A 24587-nucleotide genomic window follows, 5' to 3' on the forward strand; every position below is an offset into this window, starting at 1 on the left:
GCCTCCTTCTAGATGTCAGCCGCGCGCACGGCGCAGCCGGGTCAGGTCGAGTTCTGGGAGATGCCGAGACAAATCGCGGTGAGGAGCGAGGCCAGGGCCAGCCAGTACAGGACCTGTGCGGTGCGCTCGCTCATCGGGCTTGTCCTCCTGGCCAAGGTCGGCCCACACGCGCTTGCCCCACGGCAAGGGCTGGACGCCCCACCGGCCGCCGCTCAGTGTCGCCACGATGTCCAGGCCCCGCCCGGACTCCTGATCGTCACCAGCCGCGCACGCTGCCGGCAGGTCGCGCGACAGGTCCACCACAGCGACCCGGACCCGCCCCTCTCCGAGCCGCATCGCGGTCACCCGGACAGAGTCCCGCCGGGCATGCAGCACGGCGTTCGTCAGCAGCTCGCTCACGACCAGCTCGGCGTCGTCCTGCACACCGGTCAGCCCCCCACACGTCCAGGGCCAGGCGCACCAGGCGCCGCGCACTGTGCACGGAGGCGGCGACCCTCGGCAGCGTCTCGGTGTACGCGGGCATCGGGCCCGCTCCGGTCTCGACCATCACGAGCGCTCCGATCCGTCTGGATGAGCGTCGGCGGACGGCCGGGGGCGAGAACACCACGGGCACGGCCACCGGCATCAGCGTGTCAAGCACCGGGGCCGCCCTCGGCGTCCCCGGGGGCGCCAGTCCCCTGCTTCACCAGAGCGGCCAGCAGGTCCGGGTCACACAGCAGCCCGGGGCCGTCCAGGGGCACCACCCACCACGGGCGGCCGGCACGCTCCGGCCTCACCACCTGCGGCGCGGGAACCTCCAGCAGCGCCCTCCGGTGATGCGGGAGCGACCCGTTCACCGACCACACCAGCGCGACGGACGCCGGGACCAGCGCCGTGTAAGCGCCCTCCCTGCCGAATCCCTCGTCGCTGTAGAAGACAGGTCCGCCCACGTCAACCAGGGGCGCACACTCGACCGGGCTGTCCGCGCCGAGCGCGGCATGAACCACGTCGGCGCGGATGACGACTGCACCGAACAGGACGCCCGGCCTCAGCCACGCCGAGCCGGATTCCTCCCAGTCGGCCCGCGCCACCTGGACGGACGAGGCCGCCCCCAGCAGCCAGTGCCCGCCCGCAAGCCGCTGCTCGCGCCCGAGTTGGACGGTCACGCCAGTCAGTTCATGCATCGAAGCAACTCCGGTGCGGAGCCGTGGGTACGCTCAAGCACGGCGACTCCTAGTCAGTCGTCGCCCCGGGACAAGCGGCGGTCACCGCTCCCGGGGCCTTGCCGTCCGAGAGTGCTTTTCTGCCGAATGCCGCGCGTGCCCGTCGCGGGTATACCCATCATGGGTACACCCCGTGGAAGCTCCTCCCGCACAGTGGGAGGCGCAGGCAGGAGAGCCGCATGACCTACCAGCCGCCGACAGCTCTGCCACGCGACTTCATCGACCAGGAAGACGTACACCGCGCGCTGGTGGCCCACGACTTCGGGACCGTCTTCCGCCTCGCGCGCGAACGCGCCGGCATCTCGTACTCCAGGATCGCCACGGAGTGCGACATCAAGCCGAACCGCGTCGGGGAACTCGCGAAGGGCATCGGCCGGATCACGACCTTCGAGAAGATCGTCCAGATCGCCGACGCCTTACGTGTCCCTGGACACGTACTCGGCCTGGCCGCCCGCCCGTGGGAAACGGACTCTCCTGGACACACCAGTGAAGAGACGGGACAACCACACGTGCGACGCCGAACGATCCTCCAGGCCGCCACCACCACCGGCCTCGCCGCCGCTCTCCCCGCCCTCCACCGGCCGGAGCCGCCCCGCCGCATCACCCCGGCCTACGTCGAGCAGCTCCGCGCCCGCGCCGCCCGCCTCCGCCGCCTCGACATCGTCCTCGGAGGAGGCGACACCCACCGGGTGTACCTCGCAGAGGTCCAGCACACGAAGGCACTGCTCCGCGACGCCGTCTTCACCGGCGACTCCCGTCAGAAGCTCACGGGCCTTCTGGCCGAGCAGGCCCAGCAAGCCGGATGGGCAGCCTTCGACGGCGGCCGAGCCCGGGAAGCCAGGAGCCTGTACGAGGAAAGCCGGACACACGCCCGCGACGCCCACGATGACGACCTCTACGGCAACGCCCTGGCCTTCCTCGCCTATCAAGAGCTCGCCGACGACCGGAGGGCCGCCGTCTCCGTCGCGCGAGCCTCCTGCGCCACCATCACCCCCACCACCCCGTCCACCGTCCGCGCGCTGCTCTACGAGCGTCTGGCATGGGCCTGCGCCGTCGACGGCCACGCAGCCGACACCGAGCGCGCACTTGACGCCGCTCGCGATGCCCTGGACACCGCCGAGGACGACGAGCCGCAACCGGACTGGTCAGCCTGGGTCGACCACACCGAACTGGAGATCATGACGGGCCGGTGCTGGACGGAACTCAACCGCCCCCTACGTGCCGTGCCCGTCCTCACCCGGGCACTCAGCCGCTACTCCGACGACAACGCGCGGGACAAGTCCCTCTACCTGTCATGGCTCGCACAGGCCTACCTGACCGCCGGGGAGGTCGAGGAGGCCGCACGGCACGTCAGCCGCGCGGCCACCCTCGCCTACGGGGTCGCATCGCAGCGCCCCGCGCAACGGCTCACCCCGCTCATCACCCATCTACGCCCGCACGCCGGCATCGGAGCCGTCCGTGAACTCCTGGACCGCGCCGCCGTCTAGGACGGCTCCACCGACTTCTGGACCCACTCAACGCATCGGTCGGCACCCAGGACGATGGGCACGGCGCACACCTCCGGGTTGTCCCAAGGATGGATATCGAGCAGGTAGCTCTCCAGCTCCGGATATCGGTCCTTGGTCGTCTTGAGCAGCAACTGCCACTCCTCCCCCGTGCCCTGCTTGCCCAAGTGCCAGAAGACGCTGACGACGGGGCCGACTACCTGAGCCCCTGCCGCAAGGCGCTGCTCGACGGCACCGGCCGCCAGAGCTACCGCCTGGTCACGCGTCTCTGTGGCTGTCGATACCTGCACGCATTCAGTCATGGCGGTGAGCCTACGAGAACGCCCTACCCCAGCTGAAGATCGCTTCCGGCCTCCGAGCGGCCCAGACACAGAGAAGAAGCCGCTCCTCGACACCCATGTGACACTGCTGCCGTGACTTGGGAAACGACCTTCCTGCCCGCGCTCGCCATCATCGCGTCGGTCGTGGTGGCTGTTGCGTCCATGCGGTTTCAGCGACGCCTCACCGAGGATGGGCAGCTTTAGGTCTCCGCCATCTTGTTGACCCACTTCTGCACCGTGCGCTTCTGGAAGTGGTCCGTCGACCTAACGTCGCACTCGCCGAAGGTCGGGAGGAGGTAGGTCCGCAGTTCCTTCTCGATCGCGCTCTTGTAGTACGCCTCGACGCCCGTGCGGTTCCGTACGGACTCCAGCGCGTAGTTCTTGAAGCGGTACCGCTCGTCGTCGGGCTGCTCGGCCGCGGGGTCGATGTACCCCTCGCCCTTCACCCAGCCCGGCGGCCATTGCTGGCCATGCTCGTCGACGGCGTTCTTGAAGACCTCGGCCGACACCTCGTCGTCGAAGCGCTCGTTCTGCGGGTCGCCGCCACGGCTTCCGCCGAGCCGCCACTTCACCTGGTAGCTGGTGATCTCGCCGTGCTTGTTCTTGCGTGGGTGCACCGATGCCATGACGGAAAGTTAGCGGCGTGTTCCCACAGTGTTCCCACGGCGACACACGTGGGACATGAACTCGGGCCGTTATGCCTGGTCACACCCTGTGAGGAGTGTGGTGCCCGGAGCCGGACTCGAACCGGCACGCCCCCGAGGGGCAGCGAGGTTTAAGCTCGCCGTGTCTGCGTTCCACCATCCGGGCGTGCCGCGCGGCTCCGCGTCTGGCTACCGACCCTATCCGGGGACGTCCCTCGATCAGCGGAACAGTGGCGCGATGTTGTCTTATTTTATTGACCGCTTGAGGGTCCGTCAGCACATCCGGCCGGGCTGACCACACACCCGCGGCCGATCATGGGTGGTCGGCGGACGGCACGGGAATGACGGAAAGTCGCCGCACTCGGACGGCCCAACGCGCCAGGTCCGCGCCAGGCCCCGCCAGGGCGTCCGCCACCCTCGGGTCCGGCGCCGCTCCGGCTCCGGGTCCGGTGCCGCTCCGGAGGGCCCGCACGCCGCCGCCGCGGCCGCCGCCCCTTTCCCGCGTCCTCATGAGCTCACGCTGGGTGACCACGGAGCGGTGGCCGCGACTCCGGTCAGGGTCGGTGTCATACCCGAGGAGGACGGATCCACGCCTGTGATGCGACTCAAGAGGGCCATGGGAACGGGCATCGGGAGTGACGACCCGGCGCGATCGGGACGTAAGGATGGAGTAAGTCCCGAGGCATGGCGTCAGCGCCCGCCTCAGAGCCTGTCGGGTCGCCTTCGACCGGAAAGCGGACGCGGTCCGGTGCGTGCGGTTCCAAGGCACCGAGAGGTCCTCGTAGCGGAGCTACCAGGACATTTCGGCAACGCCGGAAGTGTGCGTGCCAGGCGTGGCCGCCCGATCGGAGGTCACCCGACAGGCTCTCGGCACGGCCCCGTGTCCGAGCATCCGCGTCATCCGAACCAGGAGTGTCCCTGTGACCACCACCCCCACCGTTCACCGCGCCACCGCGGTGGCTGCCCGCGCCACGGAGCTGTCGAAGGTCTACGGCGAGGGCGAGACGCAGGTCGTCGCCCTGGACCGGGTGACCGTGGACTTCCCGCAGGGCGAGTTCACGGCGATCATGGGCCCTTCGGGCTCAGGCAAGTCGACGCTGATGCACTGCGTCGCCGGCCTCGACAGCTTCAGCAGCGGTTCGGTGCGCATCGGCGACACCGAGCTGTCCACCCTGAAGGACAAGCAGCTCACGCAGTTGCGCCGGGACAAGATCGGCTTCATCTTCCAGGCGTTCAACCTGCTGCCGACGCTCACCGCGCTGGAGAACATCACCCTGCCGATGGACATCGCGGGCCGTAAGCCGGACGCCGCCTGGCTGCAGAAGGTCATCGACATGGTGGGGCTCTCGGACCGGCTGAAGCACCGCCCGACCGAGCTCTCCGGCGGTCAGCAGCAGCGGGTCGCCGTGGCCCGCGCCCTGGCCTCGCAGCCCGAGATCATCTTCGGTGACGAGCCGACCGGAAACCTGGACTCCCGCTCCGGTGCCGAGGTCCTCGGATTCCTGCGCAACTCGGTGCGCGAGCTGGGCCAGACCGTGGTGATGGTCACGCACGACCCGGTGGCCGCCTCCTACGCGGACCGGGTCATCTTCCTCGCGGACGGCGCGGTCGTCGACCAGATGCTGCACCCGACCGCCGAGGGGGTCCTCGACCGGATGAAGGCGTTCGACGCGAAGGGCCGCACGAGCTGACGCGCAGGGCCTGAGGCCACCGCGTCCCCGACCCCTTTCCGGAACCCATCCCAGGACTCACAGACATGTTCCGTACCGCCCTGCGCAATGTGCTCGCGCACAAGGCCAGGCTGCTGATGACCGTGCTCGCCGTCATGCTCGGCGTAGCGTTCGTCTCCGGCACCCTGGTCTTCACCGACACCCTCGGCAACGCCTTCCGCAACCAGTCCGCCAAGAGCTACGACAATGTCGCCGTCTCCGTGGAGACGTACGCCGGGCACGACGAGAAGACTCCCGGCATCGACGATGCCACCCTGGAGAAGATCCGGGGCCTGGACGGCGTGGCCTCCGCCACCGGGCGGGTCTCCGGCTTCGCCGGGGTCGCCGACCCGGACGGCAAGCTGATCGGCAACGGCTGGTCCAACACCGGCGCGAACTTCGCCCCCGGCGAGGACGGCAAGGACGCCCAGTACGTCTTCACCGACGGCTCGGGCCCGGCGAAGGCCGGCTCGGTCGCCCTCGACAAGGACACCGCGGGCAAGGGCGAGTACCGCGTCGGCGACGCGGTGCGGGTGGCCACCAACGGCCCGGTGAAGGAGTACACCCTCTCGGGGATCTTCACCACCGAGGACGGCGCGGTCAACGCGGGCGGCAGCCTCGTGCTGTTCGACACCCCGACCGCCCAGAAGCTCTACCTGAAGCCCGGCGTGTTCAACGACGCCACCGTCACCGCCGCGGGCGGCGTCTCCGATCAGAAGCTGCTGGACGCGATCACTCCGCTGCTGCCCGACGACGCGATCGCGCAGACCGGCAAGGCGCTGGCGGACCAGCAGGCGAAGGACATCGAGAACGGGATGTCCGGCCTCAACGGCATGCTGCTGGCCTTCGCGGGCATCGCGCTGTTCGTCGGCGTCTTCCTCATCGCCAACACCTTCACCATGTTGATCGCCCAGCGGACCCGTGAGCTGGCCCTGATGCGGGCCATCGGAGCCACCCGCCGCCAGATCAAGCGCTCGGTGCTGCTGGAGGCCGCCGTCGTCGGCACCATCGCCTCCGTCATCGGCTTCGCCCTCGGCCTCGGCCTCGCCACCGGCCTGCGCTCCGCGATGGGCCTCCTGGGCGGCAAGATCCCCGCCGGCCCGCTGATCGTCTCGCCGACCGCCGTCGTCTCCGCCTTCGCGGTCGGTGTCCTGATCACCGTGCTGGCCGCCTGGCTGCCCGCCCGCCGGGCCGCGAAGATCGCCCCGGTGGCCGCGATGGGCAGCGTCCACGCCACCGCCTCCACCAAGTCCCTGGTCGTACGGAACTCCGTCGGCGGCGTGATCGCCCTGCTCGGCGCCGCGGGGATCGTCGGCGGCGCGGCGGCCGGCGGCACGTCCGGCAGGCAACTGGTCGCGGGCGGCGCGTTCTTCGCCCTGATCGGCGTGATCATCCTGATCCCGCTGCTCTCCCGCCCGGTGATCGCCCTGGTCCGACCGCTGCTGAAGAAGCTGTTCGGCGTCTCCGGGAAGCTCGCCTCGCAGAACGCGGTCCGCAACCCGCGGCGTACCGGAGCCACCGCCTCCGCGCTGGCCATCGGGCTGACCCTGGTCACCGGCATCTCGGTGCTCGGCGTCACCCTCGGCCAGGCCATCGACAAGATGACCACGGACAACATCAAGGCCGACTACATGGTCACGATGGCCAGCGGGGACGCGCTCGACCAGTCCGCGCTCAACGCCCTGGCGAAGGCCGACGGCATCGCCGCGCTCTCCCCGCAGCAGGCGGCCTGGTTCGAGGTCGACGGTGAGTACCAGTCGGCATCCGGCGTCACCCCGGGCGACGTGGAGAAGGTCTTCTCGCTGACGACCGTCTCCGGCTCCCTCGGCTCACTGAAGGACGGCCAGGTCGCGGTCGGCTCCAAGACCGCGAAGTCGAACGGCTGGAAGACCGGCGACACGCTGCCGGTGAAGTTCGACGACGAGGAGAAGGGCGAGCTGACGATCGGGGCGCTCTACGAGGAGAACGAGTTCCTCTCCCCCTTCCTCATCCCGAAGGAGATGGCGGACGAGCACAGCGCCTCCTCGCGTCCCGACATCCGCGAGATCTGGATCAAGGCGGACGGCGGCGCGACCAAGGCCAACGAGCAGTCCATCGTGGACGCGCTCGGCGACAACCCGGCGATGAGCGTCATGGACCGGCAGGACATCCGTGACATGTTCGGCGGCTTCATCAACACCGCCCTGAACATCATGTACGGGCTGCTCGCCATAGCCCTGCTGATCGCGGTCCTCGGAGTCGTCAACACCCTCGCGATGTCGGTGTTCGAGCGGCAGCAGGAGATCGGCATGCTCCGCGCGATCGGTCTCGACCGGGGTCGCGTCAAGCGGATGATCCGTCTGGAGGCCGTCGTCATCTCGGTCTTCGGCGCGGTGATCGGGGTCGGCCTCGGCGTCTTCCTCGGCTGGGCGATCGGCCGGACCCTGTCCGCCGACATCCCCGGCTACGCCCTGGTCATCCCGTGGGACCGGCTCGGCATCTTCCTGCTCCTGGCCGGCCTGGTGGGCGTCCTCGCCTCGCTGTGGCCCGCCCGCAGCGCCGCCAAGCTCAACATGCTGACGGCGATCAAGACGGAGTAGCCGCAGGTCCCGGGGCCGGGACGGAGGGGCGACGAGGGGCCGGTGCACCGCTGGAAAGCGGCGCGCCGGCCCCTCGCCCCTTGCCGTACGGGTACGGGTCAGCCGTCCGTGTCCTCCGCGGCCTGTGTCCACCTGCGGGCGCGCAGCGGCATCCGGGAGCCGCCGCCGTCCAGCGGGCGCACCGCGAGGATCTGGTTGACGCCGATGTTGTTGTGCTCGAAGGAGAGCGCCGACGCCGCCATGTACAGCCGCCAGACCCGGGCCCGGCCCGGGGATGTGGCGCGTACGGCCCGCTCCCAGTGCTGCTCCAGGTTGGCCACCCACCGGCGCAGGGTCAGCGCGTAGTGCTCGCGCAGCGCCTCGACGTCCCGGGCCTCGAAGCCGGCCTCCTCCAGGGTGGTCAGGGTGCGGCCCACCGGGGCCAGTTCGCCGTCGGGGAAGACGTACGCGTCGATGAACGCGTCGATGCGGTAGGCGTCCTCGTCCTTCTCGGGACGTCGGGCGATCTGGTGGTTCAGAAGGCGGCCGCCGGGCTTCAGGAGGGCGTAGAGGTCGTCGGCGTACTCCCGGTAGCGCACCGAGCCGACGTGCTCGGCCATGCCGATCGAGGAGATCGCGTCGTACGGCCCGGGTGGGGTATCCCCTGTTCGAGCGGAGCCGAGAGCTTGGGGAAGGACGTCCCGGTAGTCCTGGACGCGGATCTCGATCCGGTCGGTCAGGCCCTCCTCGGCGATGCGCTTGCGGGCGTGGGCCGCCTGCTCCTGGGAGAGGGTGATGCCGGTGACCTGTGCTCCGTACTCACGGGCGGCGTGGATGGCCATCGAGCCCCAGCCGCAGCCGACGTCCAGGAGCCGGTCGCCCTCCTTCAGGCCGAGCTTGCGGCAGACCAGGTCGAGCTTGTCGCGCTGGGCTTCCTCCAGGGTTTGGCCGTCCTGCCAGTAGGCGCAGGAGTAGACCATGGAGGGGCCGAGCACCAGGGCGTAGAAGTCGTTGCCGACGTCGTAGTGGTGACTGATGGCCTCCTTGTCGCGGCGTCTGGTGTGCAGCGGCCCGGTGCGCCGGCGCACCTCCTCGGCGGGCGGGGCGGGCGGCGGCCAGGGCCCTGCGAGGTCGAGGAGGCCGCGGGCGAAGGCGCGGACCTTGGGGTCACGGACCGGGTGGACGGTGTCCTTGGCGTCGGCGCCGCGGTCCCAGAGCAGCCCGGCCAGATGGCCGAGCGCCCCGTACAGGTCGCCCTCGACGTCGATCTCGCCGGCCACCCAGGCGCGGGCCAGGCCCAGTTCGCCCGGTTTCCACAAAATTCGGCGCAGGGCGCGGCGGTGGCGGATCACGAGGACCGGGGCACCGGGCGGCCCCGATTCGCTGCCGTCCCAGGCCCGGATCCGGACCGGCAGGGGTTCCGAGAGCAACTCTTCGGCGAGAGCGGTCAGCCGCGACGCGGCGTCTGGCATGGCGCACACCTCCGTGGTGTTTCCCGACAAGCACAACAAGCACAACAAGCACAATGCGCACAGACATGCCCGTAATCCCGCCACCACACCCCGGTGCCGCAGCGAGGTACACCTGCGTCAACTCTCCTCGCACACTCCGTCATCCCGCTACCGGGCAACGAACCAGGAATGCGCGTGTATGTACCATTCATATGGGCGGGAGCGGGCCGTCGCCGCGCTCGCGGTCCCGGTCCGCGGCCGATGGCCGGATACGCCGAAGGGGCCGTCCGCACCACGGATGGCGGACAGCCCCTTCGGGTGTCGTACGGTGCGCTCCTCGCGGAGCGTCTCACCGAGGGGTCAGGAGGCCTTGACCTTCTCACCCTCGGGCTTGACGGCGGCCGGAGCCGGGGCCGGGGCCGGCTTGGCGGCCTCGTAGAACTCCTCGCGCGGCGTCTCCATGGCGCCGAGCGAGACGACCTCGCGCTTGAGGAACATCGCCAGCGTCCAGTCGGCGAAGATCCGGATCTTGCGGTTCCAGGTCGGCATGGCCATGCCGTGGTAGCCGCGGTGCATGTACCAGGCGAGACGGCCCTTGAGCTTGATCTTCACCTTGCCCATGACGATCATCGCGACGCCCTTGTGCAGGCCGAGACCGGCGACCGCACCCTTGTTGGCGTGGCTGTACTCCTTCTGCGGGAAGCCCCGCATGCCGGAGATCACGTTGTCGCCGAGGACCTTCGCCTGACGCAGCGCGTGCTGGGCGTTGGGCGGGCACCAGGCGTTCGGGTTGCCGGCGCGGCGCCCGACCATGTCCGGCACCTGGGCGTTGTCGCCCGCGGCCCAGATGTAGTCGGTGCCCTGCACCTGGAGCTTCTCGGAGGTGTCCACGTGGCCGCGGGGGCCGAGCGGCAGGCCGAAGCGGGCCAGCGCCGGGTTCGGCTTCACACCGGCGGTCCACACGATGGTGCTGGAGTCGACCTCCAGGCCGTTCTTCAGCACGACGTGGCCGTCGACGCAGGAGTCCATCGAGGTGGAGAGGTAGATCTCCACGCCGCGGCTCTCCAGGTGCTCCTTGCCGTAGGCGCCCAGCTTCGGGCCGACCTCCGGAAGGATCCTGTCGGCGGCGTCGACCAGGATGAAGCGCATGTCCTCGCGCTTCACGTTGGTGTAGTACTTCGCCGCGTCGCGGGCCATGTCCTCGACCTCGCCGATGGTCTCCGCGCCGGCGAAGCCGCCGCCCACGAAGACGAACGTCAGCGCCTTGCGGCGGACGTCCTCGTCGGTCGTGGAGTCAGCCTTGTCCAGCTGCTCCAGGACGTGGTTGCGCAGGCCGATGGACTCCTCGATGCCCTTCATGCCGATGCCCTGCTCGGCGAGGCCCGGGATCGGGAAGGTACGGGAGACCGCGCCCATCGCGATGACCAGGTAGTCGAAGGGCAGCTCGTAGGCCTCGCCGACGAGCGGCGCGACCGTGGCGACCTTGCGGTCCTGATCGATGGTGGTGACACGACCGGTGAGAACCTCGGCCTTGGGCAGCACGCGTCGCAGCGGGACGACGACATGCCGAGGCGAGATGCTGCCGGCAGCAGCTTCGGGGAGGAAGGGCTGGTACGTCATGTACGACCGCGGGTCGACGACCGTGACGGTCGCCTCTCCGTATCGCATCTTCTTCAGAATGCGACGAGCTGCGTACAGGCCTACGTACCCACCGCCTACAACGAGGATCCTGGGACGCTCCGTGGTGCTCATGGCATCGAGTATCCACCCCGCCCCAGGGGGGTGCTCGTGAGCCCCTTCACAAGGATTGACCGACCCTCTGCTACACTTCGCCGCCCACGTGACCCAGGTCATGGGCGCGAAAGGGAACCACGACACCGCGGGAAACGTTGCTCACCGCTTGTGAGCTGGCCGTTGGCCCTTCGGACGGGGTGAACCACCCCCCTCCCGCATACGGACGCAACGCGCTCGGAACACCCGCGCAGCACCTCCGTACGAGCCAGGGGGCGACCAGTTCAGGCCTGATGGGCCCCAACCGCGACCAACAGGGCCCCATTCCTTGTGAAGAAGTTCACGAAGTTTCTCGCGGCGTGTCCCGAAGGGGACCCCCGGGCGGCCCGCAGGGACCGGATCCGGGCTCAACGGTGCAGGTGGCGGTGCGTTTGAGCAGTGGCCCGAGGGCTGCCCGCCCGTACCGGCCGGCCTTCCGCCCGAGACGTCTACCGCGACCCGTGACGCCCCACCCGACACCGAGACCGCCGGGCGCCGCCCCTCAACGCACCCCGCTCGCCGTGAGGTGAGCGATGCCGTCGAGGATTTCCGATGGACGCGTCTCCCGTACGCGGCGGCGTCCCACACCTGGCCGGTGTACACGGAGATGCGTACACTACTTTCATGACCGATAACACCGTGACCGTCAGGGAAGCACGCGCACACCTCGCGGAACACATCAACCGCGCCGAGGAAGGCACTCCGACCGTTATAACGCGCAACGGCACCCCTGTAGCCGCGGTCGTGCCGATCACCGACTTCGAAGCGCTGGAGGAGGCGGCCGACGTGATGCTGGCCCGGGAGGCGGAAGCAGTTCTGGCCGACGGCGGGCCCACCGTTTCCATGGCCGAGCTGCTGGCGGACCTGTTCAGCGAGCGCGGTGAAGGCGCCGCGTGAAGTACGCCTTCCGGTTCGCTACCGCTGCACAGCGGCAGCTTCGGGCCATCAGCCGGCACGACGCCATGCGCATCCTGACCGCGTTGACCGCGCTCGGTGACGATCCGTACCGCGAGGACGCCGATGTCAAGAAGCTCACCGGCCCGTCCGGGCTCTACCGGCTCAGGGTCGGCAGCTACAGGGTCGCCTACCAGATCAACGATGGTGAGCTCGTCATCCTCGTCGTCAAGGTAGGCGACCGGCGGGACGTGTACCGCAACCTGTAGGCGGTCAGGCCAATGACCAGCCGATGCCGTCCAGGATGTCGTGCTCGCTGACGACGACCTCGTGGGCTCCCGTCCGCTCCATCACGGCGAGCAGGACGAGCGCACCGGCACCGATCACGTCGACCCGGCCCGGGTGCATCACGGGGATCGCGGCGCGCTCCTCGTGGGTGGAGCGGAGCAGGTGCTCGGTGATCGCGCGGACCTGGCCGCGGGAGATCCGGGAGTGGTGGATGGCCTGGGAGTCGTACTCCTCCAGCTCCAGCGCGATCCCGGCGACCGTCGTGACGGTGCCCGCGAGGCCGACGAGGGTGCCCGCCCCGGTGAGCGGCACGGTCTGCTCGGCGAGGTCGAGGGCGGCGTCGATGTCCGCACGGATCGCGGCGGCCCTCTCGTGGCTCGGCGGGTCCATGACGACCCCGTCCACGACGAGATGGCGCTCCGTCATCCGTACGCAGCCGATGTCCACGGACCGGGCCGCCTCCACCCCGTCCGAACCGAGGACGAACTCGGTGGAGCCGCCGCCGATGTCGACGACCAGATACGGCTTCGCCAGGTGGTCGCTGCCCGCCAGTTCCCTGGTGGCCCCGCCGAAGGAGAGCTGCGCCTCCTGGTCGCCGGTGATCACCTCGGGCTCGACGCCGAGGATGTCCCGGACCCCGGCCACGAACTCGGCGCTGTTCTCGGCGTCCCGGGAGGCGGAGGTGGCGACGAAACGGATCCGCTCGGCGCCCAGTTCCTCGATCGCCGCCGCGTACTCGCGGCAGGCCGCGAACGTTCGCTCCAGCGCCTCGGGGGCGAGCCGGCCGGTCCTGTCCACGCCCTGCCCCAGGCGGACGATCGTCATCCGCCGGTCCAGCTCGGTCAAGGCGCCGGTGGCGGGGTCCACGTCGGCGACGAGGAGCCGGATGGAGTTCGTACCGCAGTCGACGGCGGCGACCCGGGTCACGCGTCCTGCCCTTCCGCGTCCACGGCGCACGGTGTGACGCAGGGGCCCTTGGCCCACCACTCGGGCAGCATCGCGATGGCCTCGTCGCCCAGCGGGTTCACCCCGGGCCCGGCGGCCAGTGAGTGGCCGACCAGGACATGCAGGCACTTCACCCGGTCCGGCATGCCGCCCGCGCTCGGGAAGCCCTCCAGGACCTCGATGGCGTCGCGACGGGTGATGTAGTCCTCGTGCGCGGCCCGGTAGGCGTCGGCCAGCTCCGGATCGGTCTCCAGACGGGCCGTCATCTCCTTCATGACCCCGTTGGCCTCCAGCGTGCCGATCGCCGAGGCCGCCCGGGGGCAGGTCAGGTAGTACGTCGTCGGGAACGGCGTGCCGTCCTCCAGACGGGGCTGGGTCTCCACCACGTCCGGGTTGCCGCACGGGCAGCGGTGCGCGATGGCGCGCAGTCCGCGCGGCGGGCGGCCGAGCTGCTGCTCGAACGCGGCGATGTCCGCGTCGGTGGGCTTGGTGGACTCGGTCTGCGGAGGGGGCGTTTCCATGCCTGCCTTGGTTCTGCTCGGAAGCTCGTCGGAGGAAGAGGAGAAGGTGGACGTACGGTGGTCGGTCGGTCAGTCGCGGTCGGCCCGGTCGGCGCTGTCCACGCCGTCCCAGAGGTTCGAGTGCCAGGGGTGGTCGCTCGCGCCCGGCTCGCCACGGCGGTCCTGCGCCGCGTCGGGGTCGGCCACGGTGTAGCCGGTCTCCCCGGGCAGGACGTAATGGAGGTGCTGTCGGGCCAGACGCATGATGTACGCGTCGTCCTGGAGCCGCGCCTTCTCGTCCCGCAGCTCCTCGGTGCGCCGCTCCGCCTCCTGCGAGAGCCGCTCCTGCTCGGCGATCTCGTCGCGCTGGTAGAGGTACTGCCGCATCGGGTAGGCGAGCGCCACCACCAGGGAGCAGACCACCAGCGCCAGGAACGCGGCCCGGCCGGTGAGCCGGGAGCGGCGGGCCTGGCGGCGGTTCTGGGATCGGTACACGCGGGCAGCGGTCTGCTCGCCGAGCAGTCGCAGCCTGGTCGCGGTGGAGAACCGGTCGCGGTCCTTCCCGGCCATGTCTCCCGCCTCCCCGTTACGCACGTCCGTCCCCGCACACGGTACGGGACCGGGTGCGGGGACGGGCGGAGGCTACCGTCCTGCGACTACGGGTCAGCCCTTGAAGCGCGGGAAGGCGGAGCGGCCCGCGTACACCGCGGCGTCGTCGAGGATCTCCTCGATGCGCAGCAGCTGGTTGTACTTGGCGACGCGGTCCGAACGGGCCGGGGCGCCGGTCTTGATCTGGCCGCAGTTCACGGCGACGGCGAGGTCGGCGATGGTGACGTCCTCGGTCTCACCGGAGCGGTGCGACATCATGCACTTGAAGCCGTTGCGCTGGGCCAGCTCGACGGCGTCCAGGGTCTCGGTCAGCGAACCGATCTGGTTGACCTTCACGAGCAGGGCGTTGGCGGAGCCCTCCTCGATGCCGCGGGCCAGCCGCTCGGGGTTGGTGACGAAGAGGTCGTCGCCGACGATCTGGACCTTGGCGCCGATGCGGTCGGTGATGACCTTCCAGCCGGCCCAGTCGTCCTCGTACAGCGGGTCCTCGATGGAGACCAGCGGGTACGCGGAGACGAGCTCCTCGTAGTACTCGGTCATCTCGGCGGCCGAGCGGGACTTGCCCTCGAACTCGTAGACGCCGTCCTTGTAGAACTCGGACGCGGCGACGTCGAGCGCGAGCGCCACGTCACGGCCCGGGACGTAGCCGGCCTCCTTGATGGCCTCGAGGATGAGGTCCAGGGCGGCGCGGTTGGAGTCCAGGTTCGGGGCGAAGCCGCCCTCGTCGCCGAGACCGGTGGACAGGCCCTTGGCCTTGAGGACCTTCTTCAGCGTGTGGTAGATCTCCGCACCCCAGCGCAGGGCCTCGGAGAAGGACTCCGCGCCGATCGGGGCGATCATGAACTCCTGGATGTCCACGTTGGAGTCGGCGTGCGAGCCGCCGTTCAGAATGTTCATCATCGGAACGGGCAGCAGGTGCGCGTTCGGGCCGCCGAGGTAGCGGAAGAGCGGCAGGTCGGACGCCTCGGATGCGGCGTGCGCGACGGCCAGCGAGACGCCGAGGATGGCGTTCGCGCCGAGCGAGGCCTTGTTCTCGGTGGCGTCCAGGTCGAACATCGCCTGGTCGATGAGGCGCTGCTCGGTGGCGTCGTACCCGACGAGCTCCGGGCCGATCTGCTCGATGACGGCGAGGACGGCCTTCTCGACGCCCTTGCCCTGGTAACGGTTGGGGTCACCGTCGCGAAGCTCAACAGCCTCGAACGCACCGGTGGAGGCGCCGGACGGAACAGCAGCACGGCCCGTGCTGCCGTCGTCGAGGCCAACCTCGACCTCGACGGTGGGGTTGCCCCGGGAGTCGAGGATTTCCCTGGCTACGACGACGTCGATGGACGGCACGAGGCATCTCCTTCTGGGATCTGACACTGGTTGTGCAGGGTCACTGTGGCCTTGCGGCACGAGCCTATCCGGCCCGGCCGCGTCGGTCGGCCGACCGCCCGCCTCCTGGGACGAAAAAGGACCCAGGAACCTGCATCACGGGACAAAACTCTAGAAATCTACTGGACAGTAATAAGCACTGCCGACAAGAGGTGAACGCATGCGGGCCCCCGGACGCCCGCCGCTCACGAAGAACCCGGCCCGGCGCGCTGGGGGATGAGCGCGCCGGGCCGGGGAGCCGTGCGAGGAGAAGTGCAGCCGGACGATTCTCCTCCGGGGAGGAGATGCGGCGCCTACTTCAGGTGGAGCTGCTGACCCGGGAAGATCAGGTCCGCGTCCTTGACGATGTCGTCGTTGAGCTGGAAGAGCTTGCTCCAGCCGCCCTTGACGTCTTCCTTCTGAGCGATGCTGCTCAGGGTGTCGCCGGCCTCGACCTTGTACTCGCCGTCGCCCTTCTGGACCTTCTCGCCGGTCGGGGTGGTGACCGTCTTCTTGCTCTCGGCCTTCTTCTCGGCCTTGGGGGCCTCGCGCTGCTCGCTGCGCGTGGTGGGCTGCTCGGCCTTGCGCTCGGGCTTGCTCGCGGACTGGCCGGAGCCGGTGTTCACGCCCGGGTCCACACCGTCGTTGGTGAGGCCGCCGGCGCCGGCGCAGGCCCAGGCGCCCGGGCCCTGCAGGTCGAGGAGCTTCTCGGCGGTGGCGATCTGCTGGTCCTTGGAGGCCAGGTCGGCGCGCGAGGCGTACTGCGTACCGCCGGCGGCGGCCCAGCTGGACTGCGAGAACTGCAGTCCGCCGTAGTAGCCGTTGCCGGTGTTGATGGACCAGTTGCCGCCGGACTCGCACTGGGCGACGGCGTCCCAGGTCTCGACGGAGGCGGCGGAAGCGTTGGTCGCGCCCATCAGCGGGACGGCGACGGCGGCACCGGTGACACCGGCGAGGGTGGCGAAACGGATGGCCTTGGACGGGCGGCGGTGCTTGCCCTTGCTGTTCAGCGGCATGGAACATCTCCTCACCGACGCCTACGAGGTGAGCTGTCGGGTTCGGGCTGATGAGTTGCCCGGTCGCACGGTGCTGCACGCGACTTCACCCCTAGCCGGTCCCGTACGTCCCCGTCCTTCGACGAGGCGTCCGGACCCGGCGGCTTACCTGGGTCCCCCGCTCCTGCCTACGGCGCTTACGCGTCTGTTCCCTTCGACCGACGGCAGGATTCGGCGTGACGGTCGACGGGGCCCGCGGTGCGAGCGGCTACGACCGTAAACACAGGCAACCCCGACATTCAAAGATGGACATAGGGGGCAATCACCCCGAACTCGCCGCGACCGATGGGGCGTTTCCGCAGGTCGGGAGCGATGCGCGCGGACCGGCCGGGCAAAACGCGCCAGTTGAAGCAAAGAGACCCATGTCTCACTTACACAAAAGTGGACATAGGTCTCTGAACTACCCGGATTTCCGAGGCGTTTTCTCCCGTATGCGATCAGTTGGCGGCCGGCTCCTCGGCACCCTCCGGTGCGATCCGATCCGCACCCTTGCCCGCGCCCTGGTCCGCCCCCTGACCCAGTCCCAGATCCAGGCTCTGGCCGGGCAGGATCAGGTCCGGGTCGGAGCCCAGGAGGCCCTTGTTCGTCTCGTACAGGCCGGTCCAGCCGCCGGGAAGTTCCTGTGCGTCAGCGATCGCCCAGAGGCTGTCCCCGGGCCGCACCGTGTACGCGCCGGCGGTCGCCGCGCCACCGTTGCGCGCATCGCCCTCACCGCGCGAGGCGTGCCGGCCGGACTCACGGGGGCCGCCCTTCTGGCCGGCGTCGGCCTCCTCGGGTGCGGGGGCGCCCCGGTGCTTGCCCCCCTTGCCGTCCTCGCCCGTCGAGGCGTCGGGGGCGCCGGAGGGATCCGTGGCGCCGGGAGCGTCGGGGGTGCCGGAGGCAGGCGGAGCGGAGGGCGTCACCGAGGAGTCGGGAGTCCCGCTCCCCTTCTCCGTACCGCCACTGCCCTCGTTGTCATCCTTGTCACCCTTGTCGACCTTGTCGCTGTTGTCGCTGTTGCCGGATTCATCCGCCTTGTCGGTCGAGCCCGAGCCCTCTTCGCCGGTCGGGGTCGTCGTCGGGTCGGCCGAAGGATCGGCGGACGGGCCGGGAGACGGTGAGGTGCCCGGGTCGACGCCGGGCAGGCTGCCGTCCACCGCGAGGCCGGAGATGACCGCACAGCTGGGCCACGCCTTCGGCCCCTGGTCGCCCAGGACCTTCTCGGCGACGGAGATCTGCTGCGACCGGCTGGCGAGGTCGGCGCGGGGCGCGAACGCCGTGCCGCCGTACGCCGACCAGGTCTCCTGCGAGAACTGGAGCCCGCCGTAGTAGCCGTTGCCGAGATCGGCGCTCCACATGCCGCCGCTCTCACACTCCGCGACCCGGTCCCAGGTGGTGGCCTCGGCCGCGTGCACGCCGCTCGCACCGAGCAGCGGGATGGCGATGGCCGATCCCGTCACACCTGCGGCGACGACGATGGCGGGTGCCTGGCGAGGGCGGCGGTGTCTGCCGTTCGCGGAGCCCATGGGTATGCCTTCCGTGCGACTGACGAGCGAGTGACCTGAACGCCGCGCAGCAGGAATCGGTGCCTGCACCGGCGCACAGGTGACGCGTGAGCAACGTGCGGCCGACGCGTCGAACCGTGAACCTAGCGGGACTCGAACGTGTGTCACAAGTCGATGCAGCGCAGATCACGTGAAAGTCACAGAGTTGACAGCGTGTCACCATTTTCGGAACGGCTGCCCGGCTCGAACTCGACCGGAAGGGTGCGCAGTCCACGCATGATGAGCCCGCCGCGCCAGCGCAAATCGGCAGGTTCTCCCGCAAGTCGCAGGTCGGGAAGGCGTCTCAACAGGGTGGCCAGCGCGGTCTGACCCTCCAGCCTGGCCAGCGGCGCCCCCAGGCAGTAGTGGATGCCGTGCCCGTATCCGAGGTGCTGATTGTCACGCCGTGCAAGGTCCAGAGTGTCCGGTTCCGCGAACCGGTCCGGGTCCCGGTCGGCCGCCGCCAGCACCACCAGTACGGGGTCCCCGGCGGCGATCTCCTCTCCGCCCAGGGTCAGCGCCTCGGTGGCGTACCGCCAGGTCGCCATCTCGACCGGCCCGTCGAACCGGAGCAGTTCCTCGAGCCCGGTGGCCAGCAGCGCGCTCTCCCCCGCCGCCAGCGAGGCCTCCAGCCGGGCGCGCTGCTCGGGGTGGCGCAGCAGCGCGTAGGTCCCGTTCCCGATCAGGTTGACCGTCGTCTCGAACCCGGCGAACAACAGGATGAACGCCATCGCGGCCGCCTCGTTCTCCGTGAGGTGCTCGCCGTGGTCGCTGGCCCGGATCAGCCCGGAGATCAGGTCGTCGCCCGGGTTCTCCCTTTTGCGGTGGATGAGTTCGGCGAGGTAGCCGCGCATCTTCTTCACCGACCGGGCGACCCCGCCGCGCGGCCCGCCGCCGTGCCGGATCATCATGCCCGCCCAGTCCCGGAAGTCGCCCTGGTCCTCCTCGGGGACGCCGAGCAGGTCGCAGATGGCGTAGATGGGGAGCGGGAAGGCGAGGTCATGGATGAGGTCGGCGTTGCCCTTCTCCACGAAGTCGTCGATGAGCCGGTCCGTCAGCTCCTGCACGCGGGGCGCGAACTCCGCGACCCGGCGCGGGGTGAACGCCTTGGACACGAGCCGGCGCAGCCGGGTGTGGTCCGGCGGGTCGATGTTGAGCAGATGCGTCATCAGCTCCGCCTTGCGCTCCCCCGGGATCCCCGTCTTCCCCTTGACGTGCGGCGACCCGGCGTGGTTGGCCGGGTTCTTGGAGAGCCGTGCGTCGGCGAGCGCCTGCTTGGCATCCCCGTACCGGGTCACGAGCCAGGCCTCGACCCCGCTGGGCAGTGCGGTGCGGTGCACGGGGCGGTGCTCGCGGAGCCAGGCGTAGACGGGGTAGGGGTCGGTGGCGAACTCCCAGGTGAAGAGTTCGGGTGCGGGTGCGGCCCTCTCGGGGGTGGCGGCGCTGTGCGGGCAGGAGGAGGGCTCGGGGGTGCGTGGGGCGGGGCTGTCGTTCACGCCTCGACGTTATCGGGCGGCGGGTCGCGGGCCTCCTGCGGCCGTCCGGCGAAATGCTCCACGATGACGGCATCGAGCGGCAGGCTGACGGCCTCCCGCAGCCTTCTCGCGCACTCTGCCGCCGTCGGGCTCCCGTCCTCGACGCTGCGGTCCAGCCAGAAACACCGCCCGGTCGACGAGCACGGTCACGAGGTGGTCCGGTGCGTCGGCGTTCCCGGCCTCCGCCGCCTCCCGCTCCAAATACGGAACGGCCGACCACGTCTCCCCGGGCCACGAGAGCCCGGCCGTCGTCGGCCCAGTTCGACACCGGTTTCCGGAGGTCGGGCTGCCCGCTCACAGCCTCCAGGGCGTGCAGCCACAGGCGGAGCGGCCCGCACGGGGCGTCCGGGCAGGGCGTCCGGGCAGGGCGTCCCGGTACAGGAACGGTGAGGCCCTCCAGGTGTCGGGCTCACCCCGGCCCAACGCGTCCGCAGGCGCCTCCAGTTCGGCATCCACGCCTGCCCCGCCCCTCGTACGGCCCCTGGTGTCGCCGTACTATCCCGCGCCGCCCTCCGCCGCCAGGATCGCGTCGCGGTAGGCGCGGGCCGCCGCGCGCAGGGCGGCCTCCGGGTCGGTGCCGTTCGCCTCGGCGCGTACGGCGAGGGCGAGGAGGTCGTAGCCGATGGTGTCACCGGTGGGCAGAGGGACGGTGAGGCCGGCCGTACGGACCCGGCTGCCGAGCTTCGCGGCGAGGGCCAGGCCGGGCTGGCCGAGGGGGACGCCCTCGGTGACCGAGGTGCGCTGCTTCTCGATCGCCTTGGTGCGCAGCCAGTGGGCGCGGACGTCCTCCGGGGTCTCGGCGCTCTCGTCGCCGAAGACGTGCGGGTGGCGGTGGATCAGCTTCTCGACGAGGCCGCCCGCGACGTCGTCGATGGCGAAGGGCTCCTCGGGATCCTCCTCGGCGATGCGCGCGTGGAAGACCACCTGGAGCAGGACGTCGCCGAGCTCCTCGCGCAGTTCGTCCCGGTCGCCGTCCTCGATCGCCTCGACCAGTTCGTACGCCTCCTCGATGGCGTACTTCGCCAGGCCCCGGTGCGTCTTCCGCGAGGTCCAGGGGCACTCGCGGCGGATCCGGTCCATGACCTGGACCAGGTCCAGCAGGCGCGCGCCGGGCAGGTCGTACGAGCCGGGGAGCAGTTCCAGGTCCGGCATGGCAACCCGGCCCGAGCCGCCGAGGCGGGCCAGGCCGTCGGTCAGCCGGCTGTCGCCCTCGCCGCCGACCAGGACGACGACGGTCCGGCCGCCCGCGCAGTCGGCGACCAGTTCGTCCGCGGAGGGCGTGGCGTGCTCGACGCGTACGCCCGCCTCGCGGAGGTAGGGCAGTTGCGGCTGGTCCGGGTCCGCGCACAGGACGCGGTCGGCGGTGTGCAGCGTCTGCCAGGCCGGCCAGGACAGCAGGCCGGGCGCGACCCGGTGGCTGGCGGTGAGCAGGACGATGCGGCCGGGGTTCTCGGGGGCGTAGGAGGCGTCGGGAGCTTCAGCGTTCACCCCGCGAACCTACCTCCGGCCCCGGCGTCTCCGGCCCGCCGGTTCAGAGCCCGTCGGGTGGCCTTCGATCGGAAAGGGGACGCCGCCCGGTGCGTGCGGTTCCAAGGCGCCGAGATGTCCTCGTAGCGGAGCTACCAGGGCATCTCGGCAACGCCGGAAGCGTGCGTGCCAGGGCGTGGCCGCCCGGTCAGAGGTCACCCTACAGGCTCTCAGGCGTCCTTCGGCGGGAACTCGGTGCGCTGGGTGATCCAGGGCGCGCTGTAGTCGCCGAGCTGCATCTTCTGGTCGTCCCAGGTGCCGAAGCGCGGGTTGACGTCGATGTCGAGGGCCTTCGACGCCTTGGTGAGGGCCTCGCCGACGGCCTGCTGACCGGCGGGGGTGCCGAGGTCCGCGCCGAGCGCCCGTGCGAGCTTCGGGAGCTGGACCTCCTGGCGCATGTCGGCGTCGATCTGGTCCGGGGCGACCCAGCGCTGCTGGAGCATCATCGCCTCGAACTGCTCCTCGCCGCCCTGCTGGGCGCGGCTGGCCTGCCGCATCTCCTGGATCTCCTTGCGGCTGACCGTGACCCCCGCGTCCTCGGCGGCGCGGTCGAGGATCCGGCCGAAGATCAGCCCGTGCAGCTTGGCGCGGTTGAGCTGGCCCGACTTGTTCACCAGCTGGGCTGCCTGCGGGGAGCTCTCCTGGGCGCTGCGGACATCCGCGGCGCGGGCCTGGACCGCCGACACCTCGATCCGTTCGCCGCCCACGACGGCCGCGGCGCCGGGGTGGGCCTGGTTGCCGCAGGCCGACAGGAGCGGCGTGGCGACGAGCGTTGCGGCGAGGACGGCGAGCGCGGTGCGACGACGGCGGTGCAAAGGAGCCTCCCGGGGAGAGTTTGTGCATCGGTGCACAAAGCCTTGCGGTGATCGATGTTAGGCAGTGGATGTGGCGGGTGCCACTGATTCGGCCAACGATTCGGAAGGAGTTGGGGATGTGGCCCGGTATGGGGTCGCTGTCAGCCCCCGCGGACGTCCCGCTGGTGGCTGAGCAGGCGCCGCAGGTCCATCGGCAGCGGGTGGTGCGGCCCGTAGGTGCGCTCGGCGTCGTACAGCAGGGCCTGGAGCTGGGCCCGGCCCGCGGTGTGGTCGCCGACCGCCAGGAGCAGCTGTCCGATGCGGTGCCGGATGTCGAGGGCGCGGCCGGGGTCGGAGGTGACCGCCCCGTAGGCGTTCTCGTAGTACGGGAGGACCGCGCGGTACTCGCCCAGCGCGGCCCCGGCCTCGCCGAGCTGTTCGAGGCACTGGGCGGCGTCGTAGCGGAACTGGAGGGCCTGGGCGTCGGCCGGACCCGCCTCGGCGGCCCGGTCCCCGGCGAGGCGGCGCAGTTCGGGCAGGGCGCGGCGGTACTGCCCGTCGTCCATCAGCGTCGCGGCGTACTGCTTGCGCAGGATGCGGACGACCGGTGAGTGCTCGCCGTGCTCGGCGGCGGCGGCCGGCAGGGTGGCGCCGAGGACGTCCACGGCCTGGGTGATCCGGCCCTCGCCGAGCAGCTTCTTCACCTCGTCCACGGCCCGCGCGACATCCGGCCGGGCGGGCGGCGGGGTGGCGTGGGGCGGGGTGCTCGGGGGTACGGGGGTGGCCCGTGCGGGGGACGCGAAGACGGCCGGGGTGGGGGTGAAGGACGGCGGGGCCGCGAGGGTGGGCGTCGGCGCGGCGAAGGTGGCGGGCGCGGGCACGGAGGCGGGGGTCGCGACCCGGTCCGGCCAGGGGGCGTGCGGGCGCAGGAACGGCCGGGTCGGGTCGAGCGGCTCGGCGGGCGTCCCGTGCTTGGGCAGCAGCGGGGCCAGGTCCTCGTACACCTCCTGCGCGGAGGCGGGCCGGTCCCCCGGGTCCTTGGCGAGCAGCCGCAGCACGAGGGCCTCCAGTGCGACGGGGGCCTCGTGGCGTAGCTGCCGGACCGGGACCGGGGGCTCGTAGAGGTGGCGGTGCAGGACGCCGAGCGCGGTGGACCCGGCGAACGGCACGTCGCCGCTGAGGAGTTCGTGCAGGACGACCCCGAGGGCGTACAGGTCGGTGTACGGGCCGACCGCGCCGCCCATCGCCTGCTCGGGGGCCATGTAGGCCGGGGAGCCGATGGGAGACCCGGTGTGCGTGAGGCGGGTGGTGTCCGTGTCGAGGACGGAGGCGACCCCGAGGTCGAGGACGCTGACGGTGCCGTTGGGACGGACCATGACGTTACGGGGCTTGAGGTCGCGGTGGACGATCGGCACCGCGTGCACCGCGCTGAGGACCGCGCAGAGCTGGGCGGCGACCGCGACGGCCCACGGCCAGGGGTACGGGGCCCGCTCGGCCAGATGGTCGGCGAGGTCGGCGCCTTCGACGTACTGCATGACGAGGTAGAGGTCGTCGTCGTCGCTGCCCGCGTCGTGCACGGTGACCAGGCCGGGGTGGTCGACCTGCGCGGTGACCCGGCACTCGCGGACGAACCGGCGGCGCAGTTCGTCGGCCGCGTCGCTGCCGGTGGGCCCGGCGACCCGGTCGGGGCGCAGCAGCTTCACGGCGACGCGGCGGTCCAGGCGCCGGTCGTACGCCGTCCACACCTGGCCCATGCCGCCCTGGCCGAGGATCGACGCCAGCTCGTACCGGTCGGCGATGATCCGCCCGCTCACCGGCCCTCGCCCTCCTTGCGGAGGTAGTCGCTCAGCTCGTCCAGCTCGGCACGGACCTGGTCGAGGCGCTGGGGCGCGGGGGTGGGCGTGGGCGGCGGGGCCTGCTGGGTGTACGGGTTGGGCTGCTGGTGCTGCTGCTGGACGGGGCGCTGGGCGGGGTGCTGCTGGTACGGGAGCGGCGCGGGGTGCACGGGGATGGGGGTGGCGTACGGGGGCGGGGAGCCGAGGGAGCCGTAGTGGCGTATCTCCGCGTACAGGTAATAGGTGATCACCCCGGCCAGCACGCCGACGAGCCAGAGGAAAAGGATCAGCGCCGACGCGTCCGACATGTCGTCGGGGTCGTCCGGGGTGTTCACGATGAAGGCGAACAGCCCGGCGTTGAGGACGATCACGACCGCCAGCAGGACCCAGTCGCGCGGCCTGCGGGTGACGATCGCGAGCCGCAGCATCGCCGCCCAGCCCAGCAGGCCGCAGCTCAGAACGGTCACCGCCACGAGGATCACGCGCACCGCGGTGAGCGTCGCCGAGGACGGCCGGGGGGTCGTCGGCTGCTGCGGCGTAGGGCCGTAGCCGTGCATGTGCTGCTCCTGG

General features: G+C 70.7%; 22 protein-coding genes, 1 tRNA gene and 1 riboswitch. Of the genes, 5 read left to right on the top strand and 18 right to left on the bottom strand.

The features are described from left to right. Nucleotides 1-15: 15 nt before the first annotated feature. Together IG90_RS41780 and IG90_RS0111320 are read right to left on the bottom strand one after the other, a co-directional pair. Nucleotides 16-423 (bottom strand): ATP-binding protein, encoded by a 408-nt coding sequence (locus IG90_RS41780; protein WP_063739503.1) that lies wholly within the window; start codon nt 421-423, stop codon nt 16-18. Nucleotides 424-632: 209 nt separating this feature from the next. Continuing rightward, nucleotides 633-1163, bottom strand: a complete 531-nt coding sequence (locus IG90_RS0111320) for a hypothetical protein (protein WP_030581473.1) — start codon at nt 1161-1163, stop codon at nt 633-635. 218 nt (nt 1164-1381) lie between these two features. Here IG90_RS0111320 and IG90_RS0111325 point away from each other — a divergent pair, with 218 nt between their 5' ends. Beyond that, nucleotides 1382-2689 (top strand): helix-turn-helix domain-containing protein, encoded by a 1308-nt coding sequence (locus IG90_RS0111325; RefSeq protein WP_030581476.1) that lies wholly within the window; start codon nt 1382-1384, stop codon nt 2687-2689. On the opposite strand, the gene cutA is transcribed toward IG90_RS0111325, so the two are convergent. From cutA to IG90_RS0111345, 3 genes are all read right to left on the bottom strand, one after another. Further along, on the bottom strand, nt 2686-3009 hold the full coding sequence (gene cutA, locus IG90_RS0111330; RefSeq protein WP_030581479.1) for a divalent-cation tolerance protein CutA: 324 nt from the start codon (nt 3007-3009) through the stop codon (nt 2686-2688). The genes IG90_RS0111325 and cutA overlap by 4 nt on opposite strands. Before the next feature lie 218 nt (nt 3010-3227). Then, complete coding sequence (locus IG90_RS0111340; RefSeq protein WP_030581482.1) at nt 3228-3653, bottom strand: hypothetical protein; 426 nt, start codon at nt 3651-3653, stop codon at nt 3228-3230. 98 nt (nt 3654-3751) lie between these two features. Then, a tRNA-Leu gene (locus IG90_RS0111345) sits at nt 3752-3837 on the bottom strand. Nucleotides 3838-4591: 754 nt separating this feature from the next. Here IG90_RS0111345 and IG90_RS0111350 point away from each other — a divergent pair. Both IG90_RS0111350 and IG90_RS0111355 read left to right on the top strand, forming a co-directional pair. Continuing rightward, complete coding sequence (locus IG90_RS0111350; RefSeq protein ID WP_030581485.1) at nt 4592-5362, top strand: ABC transporter ATP-binding protein; 771 nt, start codon at nt 4592-4594, stop codon at nt 5360-5362. Between the two features lie 65 nt (nt 5363-5427). Next, on the top strand, nt 5428-7959 hold the full coding sequence (locus IG90_RS0111355) for an ABC transporter permease (RefSeq protein WP_030581487.1): 2532 nt from the start codon (nt 5428-5430) through the stop codon (nt 7957-7959). Nucleotides 7960-8057: 98 nt separating this feature from the next. On the opposite strand, the gene IG90_RS0111360 is transcribed toward IG90_RS0111355, so the two are convergent. Next, complete coding sequence (locus IG90_RS0111360; protein ID WP_030581490.1) at nt 8058-9410, bottom strand: SAM-dependent methyltransferase; 1353 nt, start codon at nt 9408-9410, stop codon at nt 8058-8060. A 339-nt stretch (nt 9411-9749) separates the two neighbouring features. Then, complete coding sequence (locus IG90_RS0111365) at nt 9750-11141, bottom strand: NAD(P)/FAD-dependent oxidoreductase (protein WP_078585429.1); 1392 nt, start codon at nt 11139-11141, stop codon at nt 9750-9752. A gap of 642 nt (nt 11142-11783) precedes the next feature. Here IG90_RS0111365 and IG90_RS0111370 point away from each other — a divergent pair. Together IG90_RS0111370 and IG90_RS0111375 are read left to right on the top strand one after the other, a co-directional pair. Beyond that, complete coding sequence (locus tag IG90_RS0111370; protein ID WP_030581496.1) at nt 11784-12056, top strand: type II toxin-antitoxin system Phd/YefM family antitoxin; 273 nt, start codon at nt 11784-11786, stop codon at nt 12054-12056. Further along, on the top strand, nt 12053-12322 hold the full coding sequence (locus IG90_RS0111375; RefSeq protein ID WP_030581498.1) for a type II toxin-antitoxin system RelE family toxin: 270 nt from the start codon (nt 12053-12055) through the stop codon (nt 12320-12322). The genes IG90_RS0111370 and IG90_RS0111375 overlap by 4 nt, the downstream gene beginning before the upstream one ends. A 4-nt stretch (nt 12323-12326) precedes the next feature. On the opposite strand, the gene IG90_RS0111380 is transcribed toward IG90_RS0111375, so the two are convergent. From IG90_RS0111380 to IG90_RS0111430, 11 genes are all read right to left on the bottom strand, one after another. Next, entirely contained in the window at nt 12327-13268 is a 942-nt protein-coding gene (locus IG90_RS0111380; RefSeq protein WP_030581501.1) for a Ppx/GppA phosphatase family protein, read from the bottom strand. Next, nucleotides 13265-13807, bottom strand: a complete 543-nt coding sequence (locus IG90_RS0111385) for a DUF501 domain-containing protein (protein WP_030581504.1) — start codon at nt 13805-13807, stop codon at nt 13265-13267. Before IG90_RS0111385 ends, IG90_RS0111380 begins: the two co-directional genes overlap by 4 nt. A gap of 69 nt (nt 13808-13876) precedes the next feature. After that, nucleotides 13877-14356, bottom strand: coding sequence for an FtsB family cell division protein (locus IG90_RS0111390; protein ID WP_030581508.1), 480 nt, complete (start codon nt 14354-14356; stop codon nt 13877-13879). Nucleotides 14357-14449: 93 nt separating this feature from the next. Continuing rightward, on the bottom strand, nt 14450-15730 hold the full coding sequence (gene eno / locus IG90_RS0111395) for a phosphopyruvate hydratase (RefSeq protein ID WP_030581511.1): 1281 nt from the start codon (nt 15728-15730) through the stop codon (nt 14450-14452). A 332-nt stretch (nt 15731-16062) separates the two neighbouring features. Beyond that, nucleotides 16063-16764 (bottom strand): LysM peptidoglycan-binding domain-containing protein, encoded by a 702-nt coding sequence (locus tag IG90_RS0111400; protein WP_030581514.1) that lies wholly within the window; start codon nt 16762-16764, stop codon nt 16063-16065. 3 nt (nt 16765-16767) lie between these two features. Then, a riboswitch (cyclic di-AMP (ydaO/yuaA leader) is annotated at nt 16768-16949 on the bottom strand. Nucleotides 16950-17240: 291 nt separating this feature from the next. Beyond that, the gene (locus IG90_RS0111405; protein ID WP_030581517.1) at nt 17241-18308 is read right to left on the bottom strand and encodes a LysM peptidoglycan-binding domain-containing protein; all 1068 of its coding nucleotides are present in this window, start codon (nt 18306-18308) and stop codon (nt 17241-17243) included. Between the two features lie 176 nt (nt 18309-18484). Further along, entirely contained in the window at nt 18485-19822 is a 1338-nt protein-coding gene (locus IG90_RS0111410) for a cytochrome P450 family protein (protein WP_030581520.1), read from the bottom strand. 534 nt (nt 19823-20356) lie between these two features. After that, nucleotides 20357-21349: a nucleoside triphosphate pyrophosphohydrolase gene (locus tag IG90_RS0111415; RefSeq protein ID WP_030581524.1), complete on the bottom strand. Its 993-nt coding sequence runs from the start codon at nt 21347-21349 to the stop codon at nt 20357-20359. A 209-nt stretch (nt 21350-21558) separates the two neighbouring features. Further along, on the bottom strand, nt 21559-22203 hold the full coding sequence (locus IG90_RS0111420) for a SurA N-terminal domain-containing protein (RefSeq protein WP_030581528.1): 645 nt from the start codon (nt 22201-22203) through the stop codon (nt 21559-21561). A gap of 140 nt (nt 22204-22343) precedes the next feature. After that, nucleotides 22344-23996, bottom strand: a complete 1653-nt coding sequence (locus IG90_RS0111425) for a serine/threonine-protein kinase (protein WP_030581531.1) — start codon at nt 23994-23996, stop codon at nt 22344-22346. Next, nucleotides 23993-24574, bottom strand: coding sequence for a hypothetical protein (locus tag IG90_RS0111430; protein ID WP_030581534.1), 582 nt, complete (start codon nt 24572-24574; stop codon nt 23993-23995). Before IG90_RS0111430 ends, IG90_RS0111425 begins: the two co-directional genes overlap by 4 nt. Between the last annotated feature and the right edge of the window lie 13 nt (nt 24575-24587).

This window comes from Streptomyces anulatus (assembly GCF_000721175.1).
In the GTDB taxonomy this organism is placed as follows: domain Bacteria; phylum Actinomycetota; class Actinomycetes; order Streptomycetales; family Streptomycetaceae; genus Streptomyces; species Streptomyces anulatus_C.